At 61.0% G+C, this 26043-nt stretch carries 20 protein-coding genes and 1 pseudogene; 7 read left to right on the plus strand and 14 right to left on the minus strand.

What is annotated here, in order from left to right:
- Positions 1–65: 65 nt before the first annotated feature.
- The 6 genes from AUL39_RS05750 (at position 66) to AUL39_RS05775 (ending at position 3943) form a co-directional block, all read left to right on the plus strand.
- Positions 66–566: an HD domain-containing protein gene (locus tag AUL39_RS05750; protein ID WP_201783920.1), complete on the plus strand. Its 501-nt coding sequence runs from the start codon at positions 66–68 to the stop codon at positions 564–566.
- Positions 560–1159 carry a putative ABC transporter permease gene (locus AUL39_RS05755; protein WP_059054592.1) on the plus strand — a complete coding sequence of 200 codons (600 nt, stop codon included), beginning with the start codon at positions 560–562 and terminating at the stop codon, positions 1157–1159. Before AUL39_RS05750 ends, AUL39_RS05755 begins: the two co-directional genes overlap by 7 nt.
- A 49-nt stretch (positions 1160–1208) precedes the next feature.
- On the plus strand, positions 1209–1931 hold the full coding sequence (locus AUL39_RS05760) for an acyl-[acyl-carrier-protein] thioesterase (RefSeq protein ID WP_059054594.1): 723 nt from the start codon (positions 1209–1211) through the stop codon (positions 1929–1931).
- Positions 1928–2368 carry a (deoxy)nucleoside triphosphate pyrophosphohydrolase gene (locus AUL39_RS05765; protein ID WP_059054596.1) on the plus strand — a complete coding sequence of 147 codons (441 nt, stop codon included), beginning with the start codon at positions 1928–1930 and terminating at the stop codon, positions 2366–2368. Before AUL39_RS05760 ends, AUL39_RS05765 begins: the two co-directional genes overlap by 4 nt.
- 41 nt (positions 2369–2409) lie before the next feature.
- Entirely contained in the window at positions 2410–3258 is an 849-nt protein-coding gene (gene thyA, locus AUL39_RS05770) for a thymidylate synthase (RefSeq protein WP_032111869.1), read from the plus strand.
- A gap of 196 nt (positions 3259–3454) precedes the next feature.
- Positions 3455–3943, plus strand: coding sequence for a dihydrofolate reductase (locus AUL39_RS05775; protein WP_059054598.1), 489 nt, complete (start codon positions 3455–3457; stop codon positions 3941–3943).
- A 23-nt stretch (positions 3944–3966) separates the two neighbouring features.
- Here AUL39_RS05775 and AUL39_RS05780 read toward each other — a convergent pair whose 3' ends face one another.
- The 9 genes and pseudogenes from AUL39_RS05780 to AUL39_RS05820 form a co-directional block, all read right to left on the minus strand.
- Positions 3967–4662: a hypothetical protein gene (locus AUL39_RS05780; RefSeq protein ID WP_059054601.1), complete on the minus strand. Its 696-nt coding sequence runs from the start codon at positions 4660–4662 to the stop codon at positions 3967–3969.
- Positions 4663–4807: 145 nt separating this feature from the next.
- A complete protein-coding gene (locus tag AUL39_RS05785; protein ID WP_059054603.1) occupies positions 4808–5581 on the minus strand; it encodes a phosphotransferase family protein in 774 nt (257 codons plus the stop codon).
- A 31-nt stretch (positions 5582–5612) separates the two neighbouring features.
- Positions 5613–8303, minus strand: coding sequence for a bifunctional acetaldehyde-CoA/alcohol dehydrogenase (gene adhE, locus AUL39_RS05790; RefSeq protein ID WP_082667270.1), 2691 nt, complete (start codon positions 8301–8303; stop codon positions 5613–5615).
- 452 nt (positions 8304–8755) lie between these two features.
- Entirely contained in the window at positions 8756–9391 is a 636-nt protein-coding gene (locus tag AUL39_RS05795; RefSeq protein ID WP_059054605.1) for a PLP-dependent transferase, read from the minus strand.
- Positions 9392–9475: 84 nt separating this feature from the next.
- Positions 9476–11239, minus strand: coding sequence for a threonine--tRNA ligase (thrS, locus tag AUL39_RS05800; protein WP_059054607.1), 1764 nt, complete (start codon positions 11237–11239; stop codon positions 9476–9478).
- Between the two features lie 487 nt (positions 11240–11726).
- Positions 11727–14543 (minus strand): oxidoreductase, encoded by a 2817-nt coding sequence (locus AUL39_RS05805; protein WP_059054608.1) that lies wholly within the window; start codon positions 14541–14543, stop codon positions 11727–11729.
- A gap of 181 nt (positions 14544–14724) precedes the next feature.
- A pseudogene (locus tag AUL39_RS05810) lies at positions 14725–16300 on the minus strand (DUF2252 domain-containing protein).
- A 66-nt stretch (positions 16301–16366) separates the two neighbouring features.
- A complete protein-coding gene (locus tag AUL39_RS05815) occupies positions 16367–17557 on the minus strand; it encodes an MFS transporter (protein WP_059054611.1) in 1191 nt (396 codons plus the stop codon).
- Between the two features lie 88 nt (positions 17558–17645).
- Entirely contained in the window at positions 17646–19070 is a 1425-nt protein-coding gene (locus AUL39_RS05820) for an aminomethyltransferase family protein (protein ID WP_201783922.1), read from the minus strand.
- Positions 19071–19308: 238 nt separating this feature from the next.
- Here AUL39_RS05820 and AUL39_RS05825 point away from each other — a divergent pair, with 238 nt between their 5' ends.
- Complete coding sequence (locus tag AUL39_RS05825) at positions 19309–20865, plus strand: helix-turn-helix domain-containing protein (RefSeq protein ID WP_059054613.1); 1557 nt, start codon at positions 19309–19311, stop codon at positions 20863–20865.
- Between the two features lie 382 nt (positions 20866–21247).
- Here the strand turns inward: AUL39_RS05825 and AUL39_RS05830 are convergent, their stop codons facing one another.
- From AUL39_RS05830 to folE, 5 genes are all read right to left on the minus strand, one after another.
- Positions 21248–21679, minus strand: coding sequence for a zinc ribbon domain-containing protein (locus AUL39_RS05830; RefSeq protein ID WP_032111879.1), 432 nt, complete (start codon positions 21677–21679; stop codon positions 21248–21250).
- Between the two features lie 226 nt (positions 21680–21905).
- Positions 21906–22898 carry a 3-hydroxyacyl-CoA dehydrogenase gene (locus AUL39_RS05835; RefSeq protein ID WP_059054616.1) on the minus strand — a complete coding sequence of 331 codons (993 nt, stop codon included), beginning with the start codon at positions 22896–22898 and terminating at the stop codon, positions 21906–21908.
- Positions 22899–23020: 122 nt separating this feature from the next.
- On the minus strand, positions 23021–24448 hold the full coding sequence (locus tag AUL39_RS05840; protein WP_059054619.1) for a bifunctional folylpolyglutamate synthase/dihydrofolate synthase: 1428 nt from the start codon (positions 24446–24448) through the stop codon (positions 23021–23023).
- Positions 24449–24508: 60 nt separating this feature from the next.
- On the minus strand, positions 24509–25369 hold the full coding sequence (locus AUL39_RS05845) for a formate/nitrite transporter family protein (protein WP_082667272.1): 861 nt from the start codon (positions 25367–25369) through the stop codon (positions 24509–24511).
- Between the two features lie 83 nt (positions 25370–25452).
- Complete coding sequence (gene folE, locus AUL39_RS05850) at positions 25453–26013, minus strand: GTP cyclohydrolase I FolE (RefSeq protein WP_059054899.1); 561 nt, start codon at positions 26011–26013, stop codon at positions 25453–25455.
- Positions 26014–26043 lie beyond the last annotated feature (30 nt).

Raw genomic sequence — 26043 nt, forward strand, 5'->3', positions numbered from 1 at the left:
CTTCCCATAGTATACTTATTTCCAATATTGGAAATAAGTCGATTCTCCGGATTAGGGAGCCACGCGTGAATTCTACCCCAGATGAAATTCGTCAACGCTACGAGGAGCTGGCGGCGCCCACGCTTGCAGCCCCTCGCGTGGCGCTCATGGCAGGCTACGTGCAGCACGGCCAGACCACCACACTCGAGCACGTTGCTGCCGTAGCCTACCTAAGCCTGGCTCTGGTGAGAAAGCTTGACATCCGCTGCAACGAACGCGCGCTGGTGCGCGGGGCGCTACTCCACGACTACTATCTCTACGACTGGCATGACCACAACGCCGCTCCCGACGCGTGGCACGGTTTCACGCACCCACGCCATGCGCTGAGAAACGCCGAGGCAGACTTTCCCGACCTTACCCCGCTCGAACGAGACATCATCGCCCACCACATGTTCCCGCTCGTGCCCTCTCCCCCACGTCACGTGGAAGCCCTTGTGGTCTCGCTTGTCGACAAGGCCTGCTCGACGGTCGAGGTCTTCGCGCAACGCCCCTGGGCCACCACATCTGAGGGAGGTACCGCATGCTAGAACGCATCGTGGCGGTAATTGCCGCGCTCGCAACCATGAACGCGCCGGACCTTACGCCATGGGGCATCTCGATTCTCATGCTCTCGATGACAACGATATCCGTGGGAGGGTGGGTCTGGGAGACCGTGTACTGCTCGATTGTGGAGAGGCGCCCCGTGCGGCGCGGCTTTCTCTTTGGACCCGCATGCCCCATCTACGGCACCGGCGCAGTTGCTGTCTACGTTCTTCTCGGGCACCTGGAGAGCCCGCTGGCCGTGTTTGTTGCGGGTTCCATCCTTGCAACAGCCATCGAGTATGCCACGGGACACGTACTTGAGGAGCGCTTTGGGAGGCGCTGGTGGGACTACACGGGCTGGCCACTCAACTACCGTGGGATTGTTTGCCCCATAGCCTCGGCGGTCTTTGGCATCTTCTCGGTGCTGGTGGTCTTTGTCATCGAGCCACAGCTCATTGCCTTCTTCTCGTCGTGGGGAGAGTTCGCGTGCGAGGCAACCGCCACCACGTGCGCGCTGACCTTTGCAGCTGACACGGCTCTTTCTGTGATGGCACAGGACGCGGGCGCCGGCAGGCGGAGAATAACGCTTCGTCGCTAACCCGGATTGCTGTAAGGTGAGGGGGTTTACCTACCTTACCGGAGGCAGCATGTACTCATTCGACAGCAGGGTACGCTACAGCGAGTGCGACGAGAAGGGCGTGCTCGCCCTCGTCCCCATGATGAACTACCTTCAGGACTGCTCCACCTTCCAGTGCGAGGAGGTGGGTAGGGGCCTCAAAGAGCTCAATCGCGACCACCTTGGCTGGTTTGTGACCTCCTGGCTCATCCAGATCGACTCGCTCCCCCACTTCTGCGACACCATCACGACAAGCACCTGGTGCTATGCCATGAAGCGCCTACAGGCCGAACGCTGCTTCGAGATTCGCGGGGCAGACGGTACCACGCACGTGCGCGCAGACTCTCAGTGGTACATGTACGACTTCTCGCAGGAGCGCGTCATCAGCATCCCGCAGAGCGAGTCGGTCTTCCTTCAGGGAGACGAACGCCCGGCGGACCTGCCGCAGATCTCGCGCCACCTGAAGCCCCAGGGCGAGGGCACCGCAACCTCCCCCATCGTGATAACCGAGCAACACCTGGACACCAACCGTCACGTGAACAACGCGGAGTACGTGCGCTTTGCCCTTCTCGCAGCCGGCGAGCTGGGGCACGCCATCGACCTTGTGCGCCTTGAGGTGCAGTACCGCACCATGGCACTCCTCGGCGACACCTTGACCCCCGTGGTCTATGGCGACGGCAACGACATCACCGTGAGCATCAACGGCGATGACGGCAAGGCCCGAGCCATCATGAGGATGGAGGGCCGCGCATGACGGAGGAGACCGAGGTCGCGCTTCCCACGGTCCACGTGGCGGCAGCGATCATCCAGCGAGACGGGCTTATCCTGGCAGCTCGGCGCGCGCACGGCATGGACGGCTGGGAGTTTCCCGGCGGCAAGGTGGAGCCCAGCGAGACGAGCGAGGAGGCCTGCCGTCGAGAGATCACGGAGGAGCTTGGCTGCAAGCTTCAGGTGATGTGGCTTCTCGACACGCTGGCCTACGACTACCCTGAGTTCCACCTGGTCATGGACTGCTTCGTGTGCACGCTGGCACCGGGAGCAGAGCCCGTCGCAAAGCCCGGTGAGCACAAGGAGCTGCGGTGGCTTGGGCGCGACGGGCTTCTCGGCGTGGACTGGCTTCCGGCAGACAAAGGGCTCATCCAGACGCTGGGGACTGCCTGGGACCAGATAATTGAATCGGAGCCCCTGTAGGAAGACGAGCCCACACGCCACCACGCACGGGAGGGAGACCCATGAGCAAGGCAGACGACATCTTTGTCGACATGTGCACCGATATTCTTGAGAACGGCACCACCACCGAGGGCCAGAAGGTTCGTCCGCACTGGGAGGACGGCACGCCGGCCTACACCATCAAGCGCTTTGGCGTGTGCAATCGCTACGACCTGCGAGAGGAGTTCCCGGCCATCACGCTGAGGCGCACGGCGCTCAAGAGCTGCATGGACGAGGTCCTCTGGATCTACCAGCGCAAGTCCAACAACGTCCACGACCTCCACAGCCACATCTGGGACGAGTGGGCAGACGAGACGGGCTCCATTGGCAAGGCGTACGGCTACCAGGTGGGCAAGGTCTCCCACTACGCCGACGGCGACTATGACCAGATGGACCGCGTTCTCAAGGACCTGCGCGAGAACCCCTACTCGCGCCGCATCATGACCAACCTCTACACGTTCTCGGACCTCTCCGAGATGCACCTGTATCCCTGTGCCTATAACGCCATCTACAACGTGACGCAGGAGCCTGGCGAGAGCCGACCCACGCTCAACATGCTCCTCGTCCAGCGCAGTCAGGACGTGCTTGCGGCAAATAACTGGAACGTGTGCCAGTACGCCATCCTCCTCATGATGGTGGCGCAGGTCTCCAACATGAACGCGGGCGAGCTTGTGCACATGATCGCCGATGCCCACATCTACGACCGCCACGTGCCCATCATCCGCGAACTCATCTCCCGCCCGCGCCACACGGCGCCCAAGGTAAGCCTCAACCCCGAGGTCACGGACTTCTACCAGTTCACGACCGATGACCTTATCGTCGAGGACTACGAGTGCGGCCCACAGGTCAAGAACATCCCCATCGCCATCTAGCTGCTGCCCCTATCCCGCCGACCCTGCTGGTTCCGCCGCCCCTGCTGGTTCCGCCGGCCCCTCGTTCTTTATCGGAATTTGAGAATTGATCTTCTCGCCAACTGGGCAAATGCAGGGGCGTTTTCTCAGAAACCGATAAAGAACGGGGAAAGGAAGATGGGGCGGGAACAACTGGGATGAGAAATTGGAGGTCTCAATGAACGCAATCGTTGCTGTGTGCCGTGACTGGGGCATTGGCTACCAGGGCTCGCTTCTTGTCCACAGCAAGGTCGACATGCACCGCTTTGTGGAGCTGACCATGGGTGGCACCGTTGTCATGGGGAGAAAGACCCTCGAGAGCTTCCCCGGGGGTCCGCTCAAGGGGAGGAGGAACGTCGTGGTCACGCACGACCCCGCGGCGCTGCCAGAGGGCGTCGTTGGCGTTGACTCCCCCGCCGCGGCGCTGAAGGCTGTTGCGGCAGATGACCCCAACAGGGTGTGGCTGATTGGCGGCGAGTCCATCTACCGGGCGCTTCTCGGCCAGTGCACGCACATCTACGTGACCAAGTTCGACGTCGAGAAACCTGCCGATGCTTTCTTTCCCAACCTGGACGATGACCCCGCGTGGCGCGTCGAGCACGAGGAGGACGCCGGCGTCACCGCAAAGGGCACGCACTTCTCGTTTTTCACGTATGTGAGGGAATGAGACAAAGGGAAACTCCCTTTGTCTCATTGAGTGACGGCCTCCTCGGCGGTGCGGATATCGGTACCGCCATAGAGCGCTGCGTAGAACTCATCAGGAAGCGGGGTGTCGATGGCCCAGGTGCCGTCATCGCCCTTGGTAAGCGTCAGCGTGGCGTCAGTCGTGGCGCACGTGGCGTCATCGGCATCGAGGCGCTGGTAGAGAAAGTTAAAGAGCTTGTCCACGAGTGCGGCGCGCCCACCGGAGTCAAGCGTAGATTGCATCTCGTCCGAGAGCATCCAAGCCTCGAAGTCTGACGCGGCGTTGGTGATGGCGTCTGAGAGCGTTGCGTTGGTAATGCTCACCGTAGCTGTGGCGGTCTTGCCGTCATCGGCCACACTCACGTCTCCCACCTGGTACGAGAAGTGCGTAAGCAGGTGCTGGTGGTACTCCTCCGTCTCAACGCCAAACTCGTCGAGCTTGGTGACGGTCGCGTCGTCGCCAAACTGGGGGTCTGGCACGCCATCGTCCTTGGGCTTCTCGTCGTCCTTCTTGTCGTCATCGTCCTTAGGGTGGGCGAGGGCATCGTAGCCGTCCATGAACTGTGTCACGGTCTCTGTGACCTTCTCGGTATCGCTCTTGCAGGCAGAAAGTGAGAAGACAACGACCACGGCAAGGACAAGGACACCCAGGAACGAGAGCGCCTGGGCAAGCTGATGGCGACGACGAGACGAGAAACGCATGGATAACTCCTTGCGATGCACGAGCGGGATCTACCTGAAAGTAACCAATCAAGCTTAGACGAAACAGGCCTCTCCTGCACAGAAAGAGGCACCCGGCTTGCACCGGATGCCTCGATCAAACGAGATGGCAAGAAGGTCGAACGGCCTACTCGTAGTCGCTGGCCATGTCGATCCAGCCCTTGAGGAACTCCTCGTTGCCCTTACGGCCGCGCGAGAGCTCTGCGGCAGCGACGACGGGCAGCCAGTACATAATCTTCTGCTTGGGGACATCGGCAGACTTGGAGTAGACGTCAAGGTACTTGTCGGCAGCCTCGGGGAACTCAAGCTTGAGCAGCATGTAGGTCATGGCTGCATCCGCCTCAGGCAGGCCAACCGTCACGTGAGTCCAGTCGCAGACGAACGGCTCGCCCTCGCCAACCACAATGTTCGTGGGGTTGAAGTCGCCATGGCAGATCGCCGTGCCGCGCTTCATGCGGTCCGCGCGCATCTGAAGATCGTAGCGGGCGGAGGGGTCCATCCCCTTGACGCGAGAGATCATGCGGACGAGCTTGTCGCCCTGCGCGTTGAGCGCCTTGGGCGCGGGGGTCTTCTGAACCTTGATCTGCAGGTCCACGAAGAACTTGAGGAGCTCGTCGAACTTGGGCGTGCCCTTGGCCTCGTCCATCATCTCGTGGAGGGTCTTGCCGGGGACGTACTTCATCGCGAGCGCCCAAGAACCGTCCTCGACCTGCGAGACCTCGAGCACCTGCGGCGTGTTGAGCCCCTCAGCCTGCTCCATGCGGGCAAGGTTGAGAGCCTCGCGAAACACGTCGACGGCGGGCTTCGTGGGGACGAAGACCTTCACCGTGCGGTCTCCGTCGTGATAGACGACCTTGTTGTGCCTGCGGACAATCTCGACCTTATCATCGGAAAGCTTCATGCTTCCTCCTATCAAGCGTGGCCTCTGGACGTTACTCTTCTGCGGACTCCGCCTGACCGGCGTGGTCGGTCTTCTCGATCTCGCGGATCTCCAGGCCCTCGTCCTCGTAGGACGTGGCGGGACGGCCGTAGTAGGCGTCCAGGTACAGGCTCCTGATCTCGGCCACGAGCGGGTAACGGGGGTTGGCGCCGGTGCACTGGTCGTTGAAGGCGTTGAGGCTCATCTCGTCCAGGGTGTCGAGGAAGTACTTCTCGTCCACGCCGTACTCGGCGATGGTCTTCTTGACGCCGATGAAGTCCTTGAGCTTCTCGATGCCGTCCATGAAGCGCTCGAACACCACGTCGTCGGAATCGGCGGCAGTGCCAAAGCCGCAGAAGCGGCCCATCTCGGCATAGCGGGCCTTTGCGTGGGGATACTCGTACTGGGAGAACGTGCCCATGCGGGTCGGGCGCTCGGCGGCGTTGTAGCGCGCCACGCGAGTAAGGATGACGGCGTTGGCCCAGCCGTGCGGGATGTGGTGATAGGCACCCAGCTTGTGGGCCATGGAGTGGTTGAGGCCGAGGAAGGCGTTGGCGAACGCCATGCCGGCGAGGCAGGAGGCGTTGGCCATGTGGTCGCGGGCCTCGACGTTCGTGGGCTCGGAGTAGGCCGTGGGCAGCCAGTCAAAGACGAGCTTCGCGGCCTTGAGGGCGATGGCGTCCGTGTAGTCGGATGCCATGATCGAGACGTAGGCCTCCATCGCGTGGGTGAGGACGTCGATGCCGGAGGCGGAGGTGAGGCCCTTGGGCTGCGTCATCATGTTGTCGGTGTCGACGATGGACATGGTGGGCATGAGCTCGTAGTCCGTGATGGGCCACTTGATGCCGGTGTTCGCGTCCGTGATGATGGCGAACGGGGTGACCTCAGAGCCGGTACCGGAGGACGTGGGGATGGCGACGAACTTTGCCTTCTGGCCCATGGGCTTGAAGCGGTAGACGCGCTTGCGGATGTCCATGAAGTCGACGGCCATGTCGTCGAACTTCTCCTCCGGGTGCTCGTACATGGTCCACATGATCTTGCCGGCGTCCATTGCGGAGCCACCGCCGATGGCAATGATCACGTCGGGGTTGAAGGCGCGGAGAAGCTCCTCGCCCTTCTCGGCATCCTGGAGCTTGGGGTCAGGCGAGATGGACCAGAAGCTGGAGTGGGTGATGCCCATCTCGTCCAGCGGGCCCTCAATCTTCTTGGTGAAGCCGGAGGTGTAGAGGAAGGAGTCCGTGACGATGAAGGCGCGCTTGCAGCCGTAGACCTCCTTGAGCTCGCGGAGGGCAACGGGCATGCAGCCCTTCTTGAAGTAGACCTTCTCGGGAGTCCTGAACCAAAGCATGTTCTCGCGCCTCTCTGCGACCGACTTGATGTTGAGCAGCTGGTGGATATCGAGGTTGCCAGAGAACGAGTTGCCGCCCCAGGAGCCGCAGCCAAGCGTAAGCGACGGGGCAAGCTCGAAGTTGTAGATGTCGCCAATTCCGCCGAGGGAGGCCGGGGTGTTGATCAGGATACGGCAGGTCTTCATGGCCTCGGAGTGCTTGTCGACCTTCTCGGTCTCACGGGTGTCGATGAAGAGCGAGGAGGTGTGGCCGTAGCCGCCGTCAGCGATGAGACGGGACGCCTTGGCGAGGGCATCATCGAAGTCCGTAGCGCGGTACATACCGAGGATGGTGGTCAGCTTCTCGTGCGCCCAGGGGTTGGAGGGCTCGACGGACTCGGTCTCGCCAATGAGGATCTTGGTCCAGGCGGGAACCTCGATGCCTGCAGCCTCCGCGATTCTGGTGGCAGGCTGGCCAACCATCTTGGCGTTGACGCCACCGTTCACGATAACGGTGTTGCCGACCTTGTCGGCCTCCTCGTCGTTGAGGAAGTAGGCGCCGCGCTTCTGGAACTCAGCCTTGACCGCGTCATACACGCCGTCGAGAACGATTACGTTCTGCTCGGTAGCACAGATCATGCCGTTGTCGAAGGTCTTGGAATGCATGATGGAGTTGACGGCCTCGATGACGTCTGCGGTGTCGTCGATGATGGCGGGGTTGTTGCCCGGGCCAACGCCCAGGGCAGGGGTGCCGGAGCTGTATGCGGCGTTGACCATGCCGGGGCCGCCCGTCGCGAGGATGATGTCGGCCTCCTGCATGAGCGTGTTGGTAAGCTCGATGGAGGGTGTGTCGATCCAGTCGATGATGCCCTTGGGGCAGCCCGCGGCCTCGGCGGCGTCACGGACGACGCGTGCGGCCTCCGACGTGCACTTCTTGGCACGCGGGTGCGGGGAGATGATGATGGCGTTCCTCGTCTTGAGGCAAATCAGCGTCTTGAAGATGGCCGTCGACGTGGGGTTGGTGGTGGGGATGACGGCAGCCACGACACCGAGGGGCTCGGCGATCTTCTTCATGCCAAAGGCACGATCGTCCTCGATGACGCCGCAGGTCTTGGTGTCCTTGTACTTGTTGTAGACAAACTCGGCGGCGTAGTGGTTCTTGACGACCTTGTCCTCCATCACGCCGTAGCCGGTCTCCTCGTAGGCCATCTGGGCGAGAGGAATGCGGGCCTTGTTCGCTGCAATGGCGGCGGCATAGAAAATCTTGTCCACCTGCTCCTGCGTGAACTTTGCGAACTCTGCCTGGGCTTCGCGCATCGTCTTCAGATGCGCCTCCAGCGTCTCCACGCTATCGATGACCGAAGCATTCTGTGCCATGTTACCTCCATATCCCCGGTCGGCAGACCCTGAGGCCAGCCGAACTTAACAGCAGACCGAACAAGAGAGCGAGGTAGTACCGATGAAGCGCAGCGCCCAGGGGACATGGTTGCCCGCGTGGGCTGCCGGAGACGCCAGGAAACTACCCTGGTGCCATTCGACGGCATAATCATACCGCTTACGGTCGATTGTGCATATAGAAGAACGCTTCGTTTATCGGCATGTTTCTAAACGTGTTTGGGGCACGGGAAATCCGGCACTGGAGCTGAGAAAGATTGCCTTGCGGCGAGAAATTGGCGCCGGAGTGGCGACTTTGTGCGAGGTTGCTGCGCAAACGAGCCCTCGGGCGCCAAAACGACGCCGGAGCAGCGGCTTCGTGCGGGGTTGCTTCCAAAACGCCCTTTCGGGCACCAAATTCTCGCCGAAAGTAGCATTCCTGCAGCTAGAAGCGCTTACGACAGGCGCTCGCGAAGCCGCTGCTCCAGCCGGGCCACTTGCGCCATGGAATCATCTGGGGTGCAGGTGATGCGGCGCCACGAGCCCTCCCCCACCAGCCGCACGTCGACCAGCGGGCCAAAACCGTTCTCAAGTGTGCGAGAAGCAATCTCGTACGAGGGGTCCGAGCGCAGCCCTGGGTACGCGACGCGCTCGACGCGCGGATGGCATACGAGGTAGCTCGCCACCACCTGTGCCGCATCGGAAGACGCACGCCACATGCGGGTGCGCTGCTCGAGCAGCGCCAACTCTGGGTCTCCGGCCTCGCGACCCGCCGAGAGGAGCCCGCGTGCCGCATCCGCAATGCCCTGCTCACCTCTCGCTACCCATACCAGCATTTCGCCCTCATCAGCAGCAGGCGCAAAGGCAACGTCTGCACCAAGCCTCACGGCAGCGCAAGCCGCTCCTACAAGCGAGAGGTCACAGGCTACAGCTATGCCCTGCTCGTGTGCAGCGGCAGCAAGGCCCCGTACGTCCGCACATGCTACGGGCACGCCTACCAGCGGCTCGATGGGCGCTGAGAAGCCCTTGGCCAGGGCCCCCTCAAGCTCATCCTTGGACACAACCCGCAGAACGCTGCCTCGCTTGGCCATAACTACTCCCAACAAGAAAGCGGCGGGACAGCCAGCCGAGGCCGCCCCGCCGCACACATGAGACAAAGGGACTGTCCCTTTGTCTCATCGACGCTCGCGAATCTCCTCGGTGACGTCGGCGATGAACTCGTCGAGGTCACGCTGGGTGGTCTCGTTGGAGCGGTCGCGCACGGAGATGTTGCCAGCCTCGGCCTCCTTCTCGCCAAGGATCAGCATGTATGGGACGCGATCGATGGAGCGGGCCTCGCGAATCTTGTAGCCGATCTTCTCGTCACGCTCGTCGACCTTCACGCGCACGCCGGCGTCGCGCAGCTTCTGCGCAACCTCGTTCGCGTAGTCGCGGGTCTTCTCGGAGACGGGGAGCACCTTGACCTGGCAGGGCGAGAGCCACGTGGGGAACTTGCCCGCGTACTGCTCGATGAGCATGCCGATGAAGCGCTCGAACGAGCCAAAGCCTGCGCGGTGGATCATGATGGGCTGCTTCTTGGAGCCGTCCTTGTCGGTGTACTCGAGCTGGAAGTTGTGCGGGAGCTGGAAGTCCAGCTGGATGGTGCCGCACTGCCACTCGCGGCCCAGGCAGTCCTGCAGGTGGAAGTCAATCTTGGGACCGTAGAAGGCACCGTCGCCGGGGTTGAGCTTGTAGTCGACGTGCATGGCGTCGAGGGCGTCCTTCAGGCCCTGCTCGGCGCGCTCCCAGTCCTCGTCGGAGCCCATGGAGTTCTCGGGGCGCGTGGAGAGCTCGACGCGGTATGGGAAGCCAAACTGCGCATAGTAGGCAGTGATGAGGTGCGCAACGTCCGTGACCTGTTCGGTGATCTGGTCCGGGCGGATGAAGAGGTGAGCGTCGTCCTGCTGGAACTCGCGAACGCGGAAGAGGCCATGGAGGGCGCCCTTGAGCTCGTGGCGGTGGTCGATGCCGGCCTCGGCGAGCTTCAGGGGCAGGTCACGGTAGCTGCGCGGCTTGCTCTTGTAGATGAGGCAGGCACCCGGGCAGTTCATGGGCTTGATCGCGTAGTCCTCGTCGTCGATCTTGGTGGTGTACATGTTCTCTTTGTAGTGGTCCCAGTGGCCCGAGGTCTCCCACAGGCTGCGGGACAGGATGATCGGCGTCTGGACCTGGTCGTAGCCGTACTTGTCCTGCATCTCCTGCCAGTACTGCATGAGAGAGTTGCGGATGCGCATGCCGTTGGGCAGCCAGAACGGGAAGCCAGGACCAGCCTCGTTCATCATGAAGATCTCCATCTCCTGGCCGATCTTCCTGTGGTCGCGCTTCTCCGCCTCCTCGCGCATGTGCTCCCACTGCGCAAGCTCATCCTTGCTGCGGAAGGCGACGCCATTGATGCGGGTGAGCATCTTGTTGTCCTTGTCGCCCTTCCAATATGCGCCAGAGACGCCAGTGAGCTTGAAGGCCTTGAGCGCCTTGGTGTAGAGGATGTGGGGGCCAACGCACATGTCGACGTACTCGCCCTGCTTGTAGAAGGTGATGCGGGCATCCTCGGGAAGGTCGCCGATGTGCTCTACCTTGTACTTCTCGCCACGCTCCTGCATGTGGGCAATGGCCTCGGCGCGGGGCAGCTCGTAGGTCTCAAACTTGAGGTTCTCCTTGCAGATCTTGGCCATCTCAGCCTCAATCTTGGGGAAGTCCTCCTCGGAGATCTTGGTGCCCTCGGGCAGGTCGATGTCGTAGTAGAAGCCGTTCTCGGTTGCGGGGCCAAAGGCGAAGTCCGCCTCGGGGTACAGGCGCTTGATGGCCTGGGCCATGATGTGCGCCGCGGAGTGGCGCACGACGTGCAGCTCCTGGTCCTCGGGGCACTCGTCCACGTGACCGTCGTTGTAGAGAACCTTCATGAGAAACCTCTTCCTTGGGGTAGCTCCCCAAATTCTGACTGCAAGGTGACGTTGCGGGCCAAACCCGGCACCGCGGCGCATAACGGCGACTGTCACATGGCACGAGGCCAGGTGAGGGACAGCCGCCTAGATAGTCACCGTAGTCGTTACACGCGTGGCGAGAAATGCGTGGATGCAGCAAGCATCCGTGGCCTGACGGAACATGTGCACGTCGCTCGTGTGGCGCATACCCTAATGACTCCCCCGCGCATTCACTGGCACTTCTGCGGGCGCACGCGACGCCGCCGCTCGATTGCGAGCAGAGTCACCTACGCTGCCTGCGGTTACGCAGACAGTTGACACTTTACACCAGAGAGACGTTGCCACAGGGAAGAAATACCACATGCACAAAGGAAGGTGTGGGGGTAGGTCTACATGCGTGGCGCCCGTCTCCACTATCGAAAGACGGGCGCCACGGCGCAACCAACACAAACAGGCAGCATAAAAGCTAGACGCGGCCAACTTCACCAAGGGTGGTGCGGTCGTACCAGCCGGCAAAGACGTAGGGGAAGAACTCGCCCGCATCGACGTCTGCCAGCTTCTTCTCGCCTAGAACCGTCAGGTCAAGCTCGGAGTAAGCGCAGCCGAGCACAGAGAGCACAGGAAGCTCTCCCCACGGGTCATCTGGACTCGAGGCCATCTCGACGCTCGTCACATAGCCCGGCACCCACTGGTGGTAGTCGTACTGGATGAGCGCGGCATTGATGGCACCGCCGGTCAGCTGCGCTCCGCCCTGCGCCAGTGCCGGACGGTCGAAGTGGTAGTAGAACCCACAACCCTTGGTGGTCTTCCCGGCAGCCGGGGACTGGAAGATCAGGTGGCAGAGGGGGCTGTTGTACTCGCCAAGGTCTGCCTCCACGTGTACCAGCCGGTGACCGCGGCGCGCAAGGTCAACGCAGAGCGCCGAGCCTTCCTTGCGAATCGAGAACTGGGTGCCAAGCTTCTTGGGCATGGATCCGTTGTCACGCCCAAGCTGCGTTGCCATCTCAGCACCGTTACCGCCCAAGAGCAGCGACATCGTGTACTGTCCAAGCTGATCGTCAAGATAGCAGTACACGCCGAGAATTGCCTCGTAGTAGTCATCGGTAAACGACGGCCGCAGGATGTGATTCACGGAGAGCGTCACCACGGGCATCGAGAAGGGCTTGAGCGGTGCAGGCAGGATGCGCTCGATGGCAGAAGGGTCGGTGGTGTAGGCGAGATACAAGCCACGCTGGTCAGACATTACGGACGGTGCGCCGAACTTTTGGAGGTCTGCGGAGTCCATGCAAAAGCTCGAGCGAGCGGCGCGCGCCGAGAAGAGACCGCGGGCAGCCTCGTAACCACCACGTGTAGCAGGCGCAATGTTCCCGTCGCGCACAGCGGAGCCAACAAGGCAAACATCGACGCCGCGCTTACGCAGACCCTCCGCAAGCTCCTTTGCAGGCCGGTTCCCCAGCGAAAGCACCACAAGGTCCGCCTCAACCTTGGAGCGCCCTCCATCGGCAACGCTCTCGACAGCAATGCCATCGGACCCAACCTCAACGAGCTTCTCGCCCAGCTTGAGCTCAACCTGCTGTGCGCGCAGGCGTCCCATCAGGTCAGCGAGGTTGGTCTGGTTTGTACCCGGAGCCGGCGTGGCCACCATATCGACGACCGTAACGGAAGCCGCACCCTTATCGGCAATGTACTCGGCGGTCTCAAGGCCCGTCATGCCAGCGCCCACGACAACGACGCGCCCGCCCTCGTAGCTCTCGCGGGAAAGGGCCTCGGGCACGCAGATCACGTTCTCGCCGTGAATCCCGGGAATCGACCCGGGCACGATGGGATCTCCGCCGGTAGCGCAGATGACGGCATCGGGCTCGAATGCCATCACCGAGTCAACCGTCGCCTCCTCGCCAAGGCGGACGTCCACGCCCAGCTTGGGCAGCATCGTCTCGTAATACTGCGGGACAAAGTCCATCTTCTCCTTGCGTGGCGGGCGCTCGGCGAGAAGAACCTGGCCGCCAAGGCGATCGCCCTTTTCAAGCAGCGTCACCTTGCAGCCGCGTCGCGCCGCGGTCTCCGCCGCCTGGCAGCCACCGGGGCCGCCACCAATTACAACAATGTGATGATGGTCAACGTCGATTGGCAGCTCACCATAGCGCAGCTCATGCGCGCACTCCGGATTGACGGCGCACTCAAGGGGCATGCATTTCTCGGCGTTCTGTTCCAGGGACTCGAAGCAGCGCAGACAACTGATGCACTTGCGAAGTTCGGAAACTCTACCCTGCTGAACCTTATTGCCCCACTCGGGATCGGCGAGCCACGCGCGGCCAAGACCGGCGAAGTCGATAGTTCCTTCCTCGAGGAATGCCTCGGGAACGTCGGGGCCACGATATGCGGAGACCGCAATCACGGGAACGCTGACGTGCTCTTTCACCGCTCGGATGATGTCATGGCGCCATCCCTCGGGATAACTTACTGGCTCCACGCACGTAATGCCGGTCTCGTAGAGGCCAACGGACACGTCTATGAAGTCGACGCCTGCCTTTTCGAACGCCATGCAGATCTTGACGCCGTCTGCAGTGTGGATGTAGTCCTCGGTAACCCCGGTCTTGTCGAGGAATTCCTCGACGGTGACGCGGCAGCCAAGCGCAAAGCCTGCAGAACAGCGCTCGCGAATGCCTGCGATGATCTCGGTGACAATGCGCAGGCGGTTCTCAAAGCTGCCACCATACTGGTCTGTTCGCTTGTTGGTGTAGGGAGAGAGGAACTGCTGCAGCAGGTAGCCATGCGCGCAGTGCAGCTCGACACCATCGAAGCCCGCGCGCTCGGCACGAACTGCGCCTTCGATAAACTCCTGGACTATATGCTGGACCTCTTCCGTAGAGAGCGCGCGGGTCTCCGCCTGCGTCTTCTTGCAAGGAATCGCAGACGCCGAGACAACCGGCTTTCCGCCGAGAAGGACATTGGGTGTCTCCCTGCCTGGGTGATGCAGCTGCAGGAATGTCTTGGAACCATGGCGGTGAATTGCCTCAGCAAGACGCGCGAGTTGCGGAACATTGCGGTCGCGTGTGACGGAAATCTGGCGCAGCTCACCGACGCCCGTCTCGTCGTCAATCCGGCAGATCTCCGGTATCACTAGGCCGGCACCACCTGCGGCGCGCAGCTCGTAATAACGAATCATCTCTTCAGTGGGTGTCCCGTCAAGATTAGCAAGCCCTACCCCCATGGGCTCCATGACCAGGCGGTTCCTGAGCTCGACCGATCCAATACGGCCAGGTTCGAAAAGCTTGTCGTACATGCCCCTCTCCCTTCGCTGCCGCGCCGGCTTGCGTCGGCGCACATTACGGCTCTAGGCACAGAGTAGAGGGATTGGGCATGGGCAATTCCGTATATTCGGGGAGGGAGCTGCTTAGCTTCGCGAGGCAGCATTATGGCGGGTCAGCCGTACAGAGCCAATGCGGGCACGGCGGTCCTCTCCCCTACCGCACGTCGTCGAAGGTTTTGAGGAACAGCTGGTAATCGACCTCGTTCTGGTCTGCATAGGCCTGTGCAAACTCGCAGAGCGCGTTGTCGATGACCGCGCCTTTCCCCAGGTATCCGGCAATGGCGTGGCGGTCACCCGTGCGGGCGTGTGCGTGCGCGAGGGTCCAAGCGCAAAGTGACCCAAAGCGTGAGAGCTCGTAGGCATCCATACGCTCCAGGTCGACCGACCCCTTGGAATCCCACAGCTGGCGCACGTAGTAGTCACGCATGACGCCCTTCTCGTCTGGCGAGCGAGCCCAGCCGAGAAGAACGTCGCCGGCCGTCTGCATGGCCCGCTGTCCCTCGACGACCCTCCTGCCATGGTCGAGAAACTCGCTTTGGCCCGCGTATGGCTCGAGAACCGAGGAGGTTGCTTCCTTGAGCTGGAGCACCAGGGAGTCGTTGGGGGCAGCCCCCTCGAGCACGATGATCCACGCGCGCATGCCAACGCTGCCCACGCCAACGACCTTGCGTGCCATGTCCTGCGGGGTGTACTGGTCGATGAGCGACCGGCGCTCGCGCGGAAGGGTGAGGCGGTATCTCGCGAGATAGGCGCCAAGCACCTTGACGATTGTCTCCTGTGAGATGGCATAGCTCGCAAGGTCGCGTAGGAGAATCAGGAGCGGCGGGTCGCTCACCACGCGCAGCTCGCCATCGACGGTCTCGGTGAACTTTTCGACGGCGCGGCTGTTTGTCTTCTTGATGGCCTTCCCGGCGGTTGCCGCAAGGGCGCTCTTCTCGGCATTGTTGAGGTAGTCGGCATGCTCTTGCAAGAGCTCCTCGACGTCGAGGTGGGCATACCACACGTCTAGGTTGCCCATCTTGGAGAAGCGCGACATTGCCTGGTGGTAGCCCCGAACCGTCGAGCGAAGCGCCACGAGGCGGTCTGCCTCCGAGAGGCCAAGGTGGCGCCCGCAGATCTCGACGCTGGTCACCAGGCGCTTGAGATCCCACTCCCAGGGCGCGGGCAGGGTCTCGTCGAAGTCGTTGATGTCAAAGACCAGGCGGCGCTCGGCCGAGGCAAAGATGCCAAAGTTGACGAGGTGCGCGTCTCCGCAGGCTTGCACCCTGATGCCCATCGTTGGGGTACGAGCGAGGTCATCGGCTATGATGACCGCCGCGGTAGAACGAGAAGGGCGACTCAGCCATGCGCTGGTGGCGTATGGGAAGCAGGCTCTGCACGCGGTCCTTCTCCTGCGCGCGGAGAAGCTCCATAGCGTGCTGACGGTTCTGCTCGATCGTCCAAGCGGCGTGGCTGCTGCGAGGGACCTGCTTCCTGAGAGACTTGCCGTACGCCCGTGACTCCTCGCGCGTGACGCGCTCCTTTGGCTTGAGCTGCTCTTCGAGAAGCTCGCGCAGTCGACCATGACCGATACCGCTTGCGCTGGGAAGAGAGGGCAGGCGCGAGAGCACTGCCCCCTGGGCGGATGCGGGAAGCGACTTCATTCGCGAATAAACCACAGCTTGCAGGCCCTGTCTTGGTACCTGCGTCTGGAACTTCTCCTCCGGGGCTTCCCCTTCGCTCTGTGCCATGCGGTCCTCCTACTACGGTGCCGCAGCAAGTATAGGCCGGAGGACCGCACGGCTAGGCTCCATGCACTAGACCTCGCGAGGCAACAGAAGCGTAAAGGCGCAGGACACGAGCATACAGACCCCCGCGAGAACAAAGGCGACGCCAAGGTTGCCACCTGCGGCGGGAATCAGCACGTAGCTTGGAAGAATTACAGCGCCGAGAAGCTCCACCGTTGCCACGAGCCCGCCCGCGGTACCCGCAAGCTTGGGCCCAACGTCAGGAAGCTTGATGGGCACGGCCATGAGCAGGGGCATATTACCGCCTACGAAGAACCCCGCAAGAAAGAGCGCTGCCATGAGCAGGAACCCCTCCGGTGCCATCCAGCCAAAGCCCACTAGCGCAAACGCGCAGGTATCGAGCACAACAAACGTGTTCTTGGACCCCAGCTTCTTGGCACTCATCGGAACGAGGATGCAGCTCACAAGGCTGCCGATTGTGTAAGCGCTGGCATAGTAACCCGCAGCGACGGAATCGATGCCGCGTGACTGCAGAATCGTAGGCACAAACGAGCTCATAACAACGTTGGCGCCCATAACGCAGAAGAGAGCGAGACCCACAAGCCAGACGCGATCGTTGGAGACCACGCGTTTTAGCAGCTTACCAAGGCCGGACTGGTCGGCCGCAGGAGCAGCCTCGACGCTCCTGTCCGGTGTCTCGGGATTACGGTACAGTGCAAACCAAGCGATCGTCGAGACAACAAACAGCGCGAGCGAAAGAAAAAAGGCAGCGCGGCGATTTGGGAAGTAGGCGGTCGTCGCAAGTGCTACGGTCATGGCAACCGTGGAGAAGGCAAACGCCACGCCAAGCTTTTCGGAGAGCTGCTCGGGCGAATACCAGGAGCCAAGGAGCTTTGCCCCACAGGAGTTGAGAAACGATGCGGCAAGCCCAGTGAGCGCAAAGCCAACCAAAAGCACACCGTAGGAGCTGCCCATCACGTTAAGCACGGCGCCAATCGTCGAGGCCACAAAGGCGATGCCCACGACCAGGCGCGGATTGTGCTTATCAACCAAAACTCCAGCGACCAGGGAGAGGAGGATTGCCGGAATCATGGGCGCCGTGAAGAGCGATGAGAACTGACTTGCCGAGATCGAGAGTTCTTCAATCAGACTCGTAGCGAGAGGAGAGAGCTGGTACTGAGCGTAGTTTGGCGCGAGGTAGCCAATGCAGATTGCCGCAAGCGCCATGCTTGCGTAGCGCTTCCTACGTGAGTCTTCCATAGGTGCCCCTCCCAAAAGGAATGGGGCGAGCAGAGCAACGCCTGCCCGCCCCAGAATGACAATTCAACGACAGAAAAGAACGCAGAAGCTACTCGTTGTAGGACTTGTACCAGTCGCCCCACGCGCTGCCGTCGCCAGTGGTCTGCCCCACCATGCGACCGTGTCCCAACGTGGGGATCTCGGACACGTCGCGGTCCTCGTTGCGGACGAGGTCCTTGTTATACGGATATCGTGCGACTCGCACCTTCACATCCATCTGCTGGGTGCTCGGCGTACCCCAAACAAGCGTGAGTTCAGTACCCTCCCTGATGTAGGTAGGGTCAATGAAGCCGAGGGAGATCATGGTGCCGTAGCTGTAGGAGTGAATACGGCCGCTCGAGATGCCAATCATCTTCCCTGCTTCGTTGAGTACCTTGTCGGCGCGATACTCGTAGCACTGGTTAGCAAAGTTGTAAACAAAGCGGCAGTCAGTGGGGTCGGAGATGTCCTCCACGTTGTTCCCTGCGGTGTTCATCGCCGCGAACACCCTACCGACGGACTCGGGATCCCACTCGAGCGTGCATACGTTGCGCGTCTGGTTTGCGGCAATCTTCTCGAGCGCCTCGCGGCCCATGAAGTCGTGATTGAACTTGACGAGAAAACCGAGACCGGTGTCATAAGGCATGACAAATCGGGTCTGAAGGTCATCGCCCACCGATCCGTTGAGCCTGCGCCCCATGTTGTATGAGGCGATGGCAGGGTGCTCCGCGCACCACGTGGCCAGTCCCTCGCCGCTCTCGAACCATGGGAGCGGATAGTGCAAGTTGATGTTGGGGAAGCCGGCCTCGGTGTGATTGAACAGGCAATAGCAGTGCTGGCCCTGCTGCTTGGCGCCAAACTTCTGGCCCGTCTCCCAGATCTTGTTGTAGATCTTCGTGTAGTCGGCGATGGGACCATGAACCTCATAGGCGAGGTTACCCGTCATGCCAAGGTGGATGACCTGGACGGGCGTGCCCTCGACGTCCTGGATGCGGTGCTTGGCAAACTTGATGTCGTGCAGGTCGGCTTGGAAGGCCTCCTCAAGAATCTCCAGGGACTTCTCGCCCTGCACCTGAATGAAGAACTCGGTGCCGGACATGTCCTCTCCGTGGACGTTGAGCTTGGAGTTCTCGCAGAGATACTGAATGGGCGGGTTAAGCCAGTAGGTACGGTAGCGGTCCTCGGCGATACGAATCACAACGCCGTCGGAGAGGATCTGACCCTTGTCGTTGCAAATAACTGCATGGCGAAGGCCGGTGTACTTGAGCTTGGTGAAGTCATTCACGCAGATGGACTGAAGAAACTCACAGGCATCGGGACCCACGATGTCATAGATGGGGCTTGCCATGAGAGAGACGTTGATCATAGCAGAAGTTCGATACGCGGTCGCCTCTACCGGCAGCCCCTCGTATTCAAAGGGGATGTACATCCCCGGAACAGGTTGCATGAGCAGCGTAGCGTTTGCCTGGGCCATATTCATTTCCTGATGTGCCATAACGTGCTCCCTTCCCATGTGAAATGGGGTTTCCCGATTTCCTTGCCTGTATTCTGCCGTCCTGCTTTCTACGCCGATATGGAAAAGTCGATGCTCGTTTGCCGTGATTTTGGGCATAGTTTCCAATCTTCAGCGAACTGGAACGACCGAGTTCCGAGAAGGGTCGTTGTGCTTTTGGTGTTGGTGTAGCCTGGGGACCATCTGGGGCGGGGAACCGGATTGGGGTTTGGGGGAGCCAATGAAGACAAGCGTTGCAGTTCTCGCCGAAAAGCTAGGGAAAAATTGCTCGGTCTGGCGTTCGTCGACTGGTTACGCCCTTACGCTGGAGGGCATAAGGCTGTGGGGTGACCAGCTCGGTGAAGCACGCCACGACGCGCTGTGGGTTTGCGATCCCGATGATGCTGAGCAACTCGCGCGGGCCGGCGCATCCGTGGCAGTCGCATGCGGCGAGGACGAGAACGCTGACACCTTGGCTGATCGACTCTTTGCGAAATCGGGAGAAACCGCCGAGATTCTTGTCGCACACACCAAGAGCGCAAACGAGCTTGCCAACAGACTAATGGATGTTAAGGAAGCCTTGGATGCGTGGGATACGGCCCTCACCGAAGAAATCATCGCACGCAAGCCGCTCCAGAACATCCTGGAAATTGCGGTTAAGCAGCTCACTAACCCTGTTGCTGTATTTGATGAGACAAGCGGACTCATGTCCTATGCTGGCGAAGTTTCTGGTGACTACCAAGAGACAATCTGGGGAGTCGTACTGGATAAGGGCCGCGCTCCTGTAGGCTACTACACTGCAGAAGAGCGCACGAAAATCTCTGCGAACATCGCTAACTCAGCTGTGCCGACGATTATTCGCCCGAAACGCTCGCCGCTTCACGAGAATCTCTCGCTATGTATCAACGAAGACGGCCAAGTATTGGGAATGCTTGCGCAGGTAGACCTATTGGCACCCTTTGACAGCGCGCAGATTTCTCTTGCCATGCACGTACGCGATCGCCTGGGAGAGATGTTCAGGACAACCATTGCCGGACAGCATCACCGCTCTCCTATCGGACACACATTACGGTTGCTCATCCAGGGGGACACTGTTGAAGAACGCATCGTGCGCTACCAGCTTGAGCGTAAAAGTTGGCACATCAATGACCGCTACTGCCTTGCAGTCATGCCCTTGCCCGACAATAGCGACTCACCCTACAGCAATCCCTATCGCGCCGAAATTATGCTTGCATATCCTGGTTCAATCGTTATTGACCAAGATCGCTATCTCGTCATTCTCATTCATCTTGACCAGAGCCAGCCTACGGCTTCGCGCGAGGAGTTTATCGAGATGCTCCGTCACCGCGATAGCCAAGACATTCCCTGCGGGGTGAGCAATGAGTTCGAGTTTCTCCATGCGCGGTCCGCATGGAGACAGGCGCGCATAGCCGTACGCGAGGGAAATGGCAATGGCAGAAAAGGTGTCTCAACGTATGATGACGTCTTCTTCTCCGACTTCCTGCACCAGATGGAACAGACGACGCCACTCGACGTGCCTCTGCATCCGATGGCACTCCGCATCGCGCAAAGCGAGCGCGGAGACGAGGTTCTCAGCTGCATATTCGCCTACGTAATGAATGGATGCAACGTCTCGCGTGCGGCTCGAGCGCTCTACATGCATAGAAACACGCTTGAGTACCGAATGACCAGCATTCAACAGCGCTGGAGCCTCGATATGAACTCTATGGACGAAGACGAGCTACTGCGATTTGCGCTCTCATGCCGTCTTCTCATGCAGCAAAGCCTGGAAAGGTAGTCTAGCTACGCATCCGCAAGATTAGCTTCCCATGGGGACTTCTAATTGTTCATTTCTGTTCGCAAGTATCTTAGGACTAGGAAAGAACCTCTATACCCTTGGTTGGGGGCGCTTGCTGCGAAGATTCGCATTCCGGCGAGAAATTGACGCCCGAGCAGGGGTTTCAGACGGGATTCCGTACGAGATGGGCCTTCCGGCGCCGTTTTGACGCCCGAGCAGGGGTTTCGTACGCACTTGCTGCCAAAGTGGGCCTTCGGGCGCCGTTTTGGCGCCCGAGCGAAGGTTTCGTCCCCACCTGCCGCGAAAAGGCGCCCACGGGCGCCAGCGACAACAAAAAGGACCCCGTCGAAACGGGGCCCTTCTCAATGCAATGTGCACTTACCTACTGGATGCGCGTACGGCAGTACGGGCACACCTTCCAGTCGGCGTTGAGCGGACGATGGCACGTGGGGCAGACGTTCCTCACCTGCGTGTTGCAGATGGGGCACACCACAAAGTCGCGGTCGATGGGAGCACCGCACTTGGGACAGATGCCGTAGTGCGAAAGCTGGTGCTCACGAAGAGCAATGTCAAGGTCCTGCTCCTCGCGGTCGATGAGGTAGGAGCTGGGACGCAGGATGACATAGGCGAGAAGCCCCACGATGGGAATGACCGAGATGATTGCCCACATCCACCAAGGCTCCGCGCCACGACGCTGGGCGTCGCGAATGACGTAGACGATGGAGAGGACGTAGAGCATGACAACGCACACAACCAAGAGGTAGAGGACCATCCTTACCTCAGGCGTGAGAATTTGGTCGATAAGGTCTTGCATTCCCTGGACTCCTCTTGTTGGCACATGTGTACGCGGCGTCTGACTATCAAACCGTCAGTAACGCGCTACCGAGAAACGCGATTGACGATTGTATCAGATGTGGCCGAGAATGCCTGCAACCTCGGCAGTAAGCGCCAGAGAGCCACACGCAACGTACGATTCTCCACACAATGCGGACGTAGCCTCAACAGCACACCCATATGTTGCCGCGGCATGACGCAAGCATCTACCTGATGATGTCGCCGTTCTCGTCATACTTGTAGAAGCCCTCGCCGGCTGCCATACCAAGCTTGCCTTCGTCGATATACTTCTGCAGCACGGCCTTCATGCCCTTGAAGTTGTAGGGCAGCATCATCTTCCTGAGAAGGGGCGTCGCGATGCCGGGCACCTTCTGGTACTGGTCGACGATGTTCATGGCCGTGGTGAGACCAACAGTGTCGAACACCTGGAACGGGCCCTTAGGCGCGCCCGTGCCCGATGTCCATGCCTTGTCGATGCTCTCGGGATCTGAGATGCCATTGGCGAGAAGGTCAAGACCAGAGAGCATCCAGGGCACAAGCTGGGAGTTGAGAAGGTATCCCGCCTTCTCCTTCTTCACCGGCAGCGGCTGCATGTGGATGCCACGGGCAAATTCGAGCACCGCCTGGAACGAGGCATCGCTCGTCTCGCTCTGCACCATGACCTCGGTCACGTTGTGCTTCCAGATGGAATTGGCGAAGTGAAGCGCCAGGTAGCGGTCGGGACGGTCGGTGTCCTTGGTGAACTGCGAAGGCAGAAGCGACGAGGAGTTGGTGACGATGATGGTCTTCTCGGGCATGAGTGGCGCGACCTTCTTGAAGAAGTCCGCCTTCTGGTCGGCCACCTCGGCCATCGACTCAATCACAAGGTCGGCGTCGGCAACGGCCTTGCCAAGGTCGAGCTCGAGCTTCATGTCGTCATGCGCCTTGCGCGCGCGGGCGGCACACTCATCGGCGTCAAACGAGTCGAAATCGGCGAGGCCCGGGCACCAGGCGGGGTCATTCTCGCTCGTGGCGCCCTTCATGCCCTCGATGGCCTCGAGGTACTGTTGCTCAAACTTGTCAAGCTTGGGCTGGCAGCGGCCAATAGAACCCTCGGAGCGCAGCCAGATGGTAACGTCGTATCCCCAGTAGGCCGTCTGCAGCGCTATCTGAGAACCGAGAACTCCGCCGCCAGCGACCACAACCTTTTTGAAGCTCATATCCATCCTCCCATCGAAAATGCAACCATACTGGCCGCAATTTTATCGTAGTTGGACCAGGCACCGGCGCGAGTAGTTCGCGGATGCAACCAGATGGGTGGTAGACGGCTTACGCACAGGACCTATCCGCGAGCCTGTACGCCGGGGCGAAAGATGCCCGCCACCTCGCCGGCAGTAGTGATTGACCCGCAGGCCACATACGACTCGCCCTCAAGTGCACTCACTGCCTCGGGAATAGAGGCAAACGTGGCGACGGGCGCATTGCCCGCATGCGAGAAGGACGCGGCGAGTTCACCTGCAGAAAGAGCGCGCGGCGAGGAGGTCTGGGCGCAGTAGACGCGAGGGAACTCCGGAGCAAGCAGCCGGACGATGCCCTCGACATCCTTGTCAGCTAGAACAGCGCAGAGAAGCGAGGGACGCTCTTCCACCTTAGGGGCAACGGCTCGCACGGCGGTGAGGAAGGTCTGCACACTCTGCGGATTGTGGCACGCGTCCACAAGAACCACGGGCTCGGGACGCAGGACGTCGAAGCGACCCGGCGTGGGACATGTCACCACGGAATCAAAGAGCTTCTCGGCGTCTAGCGGCCGGCCAAGGTAGTCCTCGGCCAGCTGTAGCGCGCACGCAATGTTTGCTGCCTGGTAGACGGGCTTGAGGGCACTCACCTCTGCGTAGGACGAGCGCGTAGTACGCACGTCGAGAACAAGCGAGCCGCCAATACGGTTTGGCCGTTCGGTCACGCGATACGTCGCATGGGGGAGGTCGGCGTGCGCACGGGGCACGCCGGGGTGCATCTCCCCCGCCGCGTCTGCCAGGTCCTCGGGACGCAGGAGCGTGGGTACCACGCCCTCGCTGACGCACTGGTCGAGAAACACGTCCTCCATGGTATCGGGCGTGGCCGTTCCCACCCCAAGCACGCAGGTGCGACCGCGCTTGATGATAGCGGCCTTCTCGCCAGCGATCTTCTCCAAGGTGTCGCCCAAGATGCGCATGTGGTCGAGGCCAATCCCCGTGATGGCAACGCTCTTGATTGACTTTACGGCAGAGGTTGCGTCCCAGCGTCCTCCCATGCCGCACTCGAGCACCGCAACGTCCACGCCTGCCTCGGCAAACACCACGCATGCCGCAACGGTGAGCAGGTCGAACTCGGTGATGTCGTACGGCCTCTCTCCCGCTGCCGTGCGGCGCGCATTCACGCGCTGTCCAGCCTCAAAGGCTGCCGCGATGCCGCGCGCAAACGCACCCCCAGAGACGGGACGGCCGTCAACCTCCATGCGCTCGGTGTAGCTCACAAGCTCGGGCGAGGTGTAGAGCGCAGTCCGGAGGCCCTCACCGCGCAGAATCGCCGCTGTAAAGCGCGCGGTTGACGTCTTGCCGTTGGTGCCTGCTATCTGCACGCCCTGAAAGGCAAGGTCAGGGTCCCCCAGCTCCGTCAGCATGTCCTCGACGCTCTCGAGCATGGGGCAAATGCCAAAACGCAGCGCGGAGTGCAGCGTTGCCAGTGCCTCGTCGTAGGTTGTTGGGGAAACGTCAAACGGAAGCCTGTACATGCTAGTAATCGCCCTTTCGATGCGGATGATGCGTGCAGCTCTTGGAAATGCCACCCTAGGTTAGCCATTCGAACGTACACCGGCAGCCATGTCCTTGCGGTAGGCAAGCCAGTATCCACAGCCAATAAGCATGGCACCGCCAACCAAATTGCCAAGGCTCACCCAGAGGAGGTTGGAGCATGCGCCCGCAAGCGGGACAGCCATGGCATCCCCTCCCTGGCCCAGCGCCTGGACAATGAGCCCATATGGCAAAAAGAACATGTTGGCCACGCAGTGCTCGTATCCGGACGCAACGAAGGCCATGACCGGCATCACGCAGGAAAAGAACTTATCGGCAATGGAGTGCCCAGCGAACGACATCCAGACCGCAAGACACACCAGCACGTTGCACGCAATTCCCCGACAGAAAGCCGCAATTGGCGGGAGGGATGCCTTTGACGAGGCCACACCTGCTGCGGCAACGCCAACCGCACCGCCATTGAGACCCGCAAAGCCTGAGCCCACAAGGATGAGGACGAGAAGGAGCGAGCCCAAGAAGTTGCCCGCGTAGACCATGAGCCAGGAGCCTACGAGCTTCCCAGGGCTATATCGGCGAGAGAGGCACCCAATGACCATGAGGTTATTGCCGGTAAAGAGCTCGGCCCCAGCTACGACCACAAGGACGAGGCCAACCGAGAAGACCACGCCGCCTAGGATCTGCGAGGAAGCAAACCCAAGGCTAGAGTCAGACTTCACAACGAGCATGCAGGCGGCACCCGTGGCTATGAAGAGGCCAGCCATCACGGCGAGGAGAAACGACCGCCCGGGCGGGGAAGACACCTTGATTTCCCCCACGTCCGCCGCCTTGTGAAGCACCTGCGGAGTTGAGAGACACTCCCAACTCGTATTCATCGGAGAACCGCCACCACCATGCATAGCCATGGCACAAACCTCCCTGGGACCCAGGCGCCCCGGGTCCAACGCACAAGTACATCAGTTGTAGAGGCATGAGAGAAGCCGCTCGACTACAGCCCCAGGAGCCTTAAGGCCTCTGCACGACTCTTGGAGTCGGTCTTGAGGCAACCACGGACGGCCGAGGTCACGGTCTTGGCGCCGGGCGTACGAATGCCGCGGATGGTCATGCAGGTGTGCTCCGCCTCGACCACGACAAGAACGCCGAGAGGATCAAGCTCGCGCACCATGGCGTCGGCAATCTGGCTCGTAAGCCGCTCCTGCAGCTGGAGCCTGTGGGCGTAGCCCGTGACGCACCGGGCGATCTTCGAGAGGCCCGTGATGCGCCCGTCCCGCGGGATGTAGCAGACGCTGGCCTTCCCCATGAAGGGAAGGACGTGATGCTCGCACATGGACGCGAAGGGGATGTCTCGAACGACGACCATCTCCTCGTTGCCGGGCTCGTGGAACTGCTTACGCAGGTAGCGGCCGGGGTCCTCCTGCATGCCGCCGAATATCTCCTCGCATGCCCTTGCCACGCGATCCGGCGTGCCCACAAGCCCTGGCCTGTCTGGGTCCTCGCCAATGGCAGCGAGAAGCTCCCTCACGGCAGCCTCGACGCGCGGCTTGTCCAGCTTCCCATACGAAAGCTCGGAGGACCTGCC

The organism is Tractidigestivibacter scatoligenes (genome assembly GCF_001494635.1).
Taxonomy (GTDB): domain Bacteria; phylum Actinomycetota; class Coriobacteriia; order Coriobacteriales; family Atopobiaceae; genus Tractidigestivibacter; species Tractidigestivibacter scatoligenes.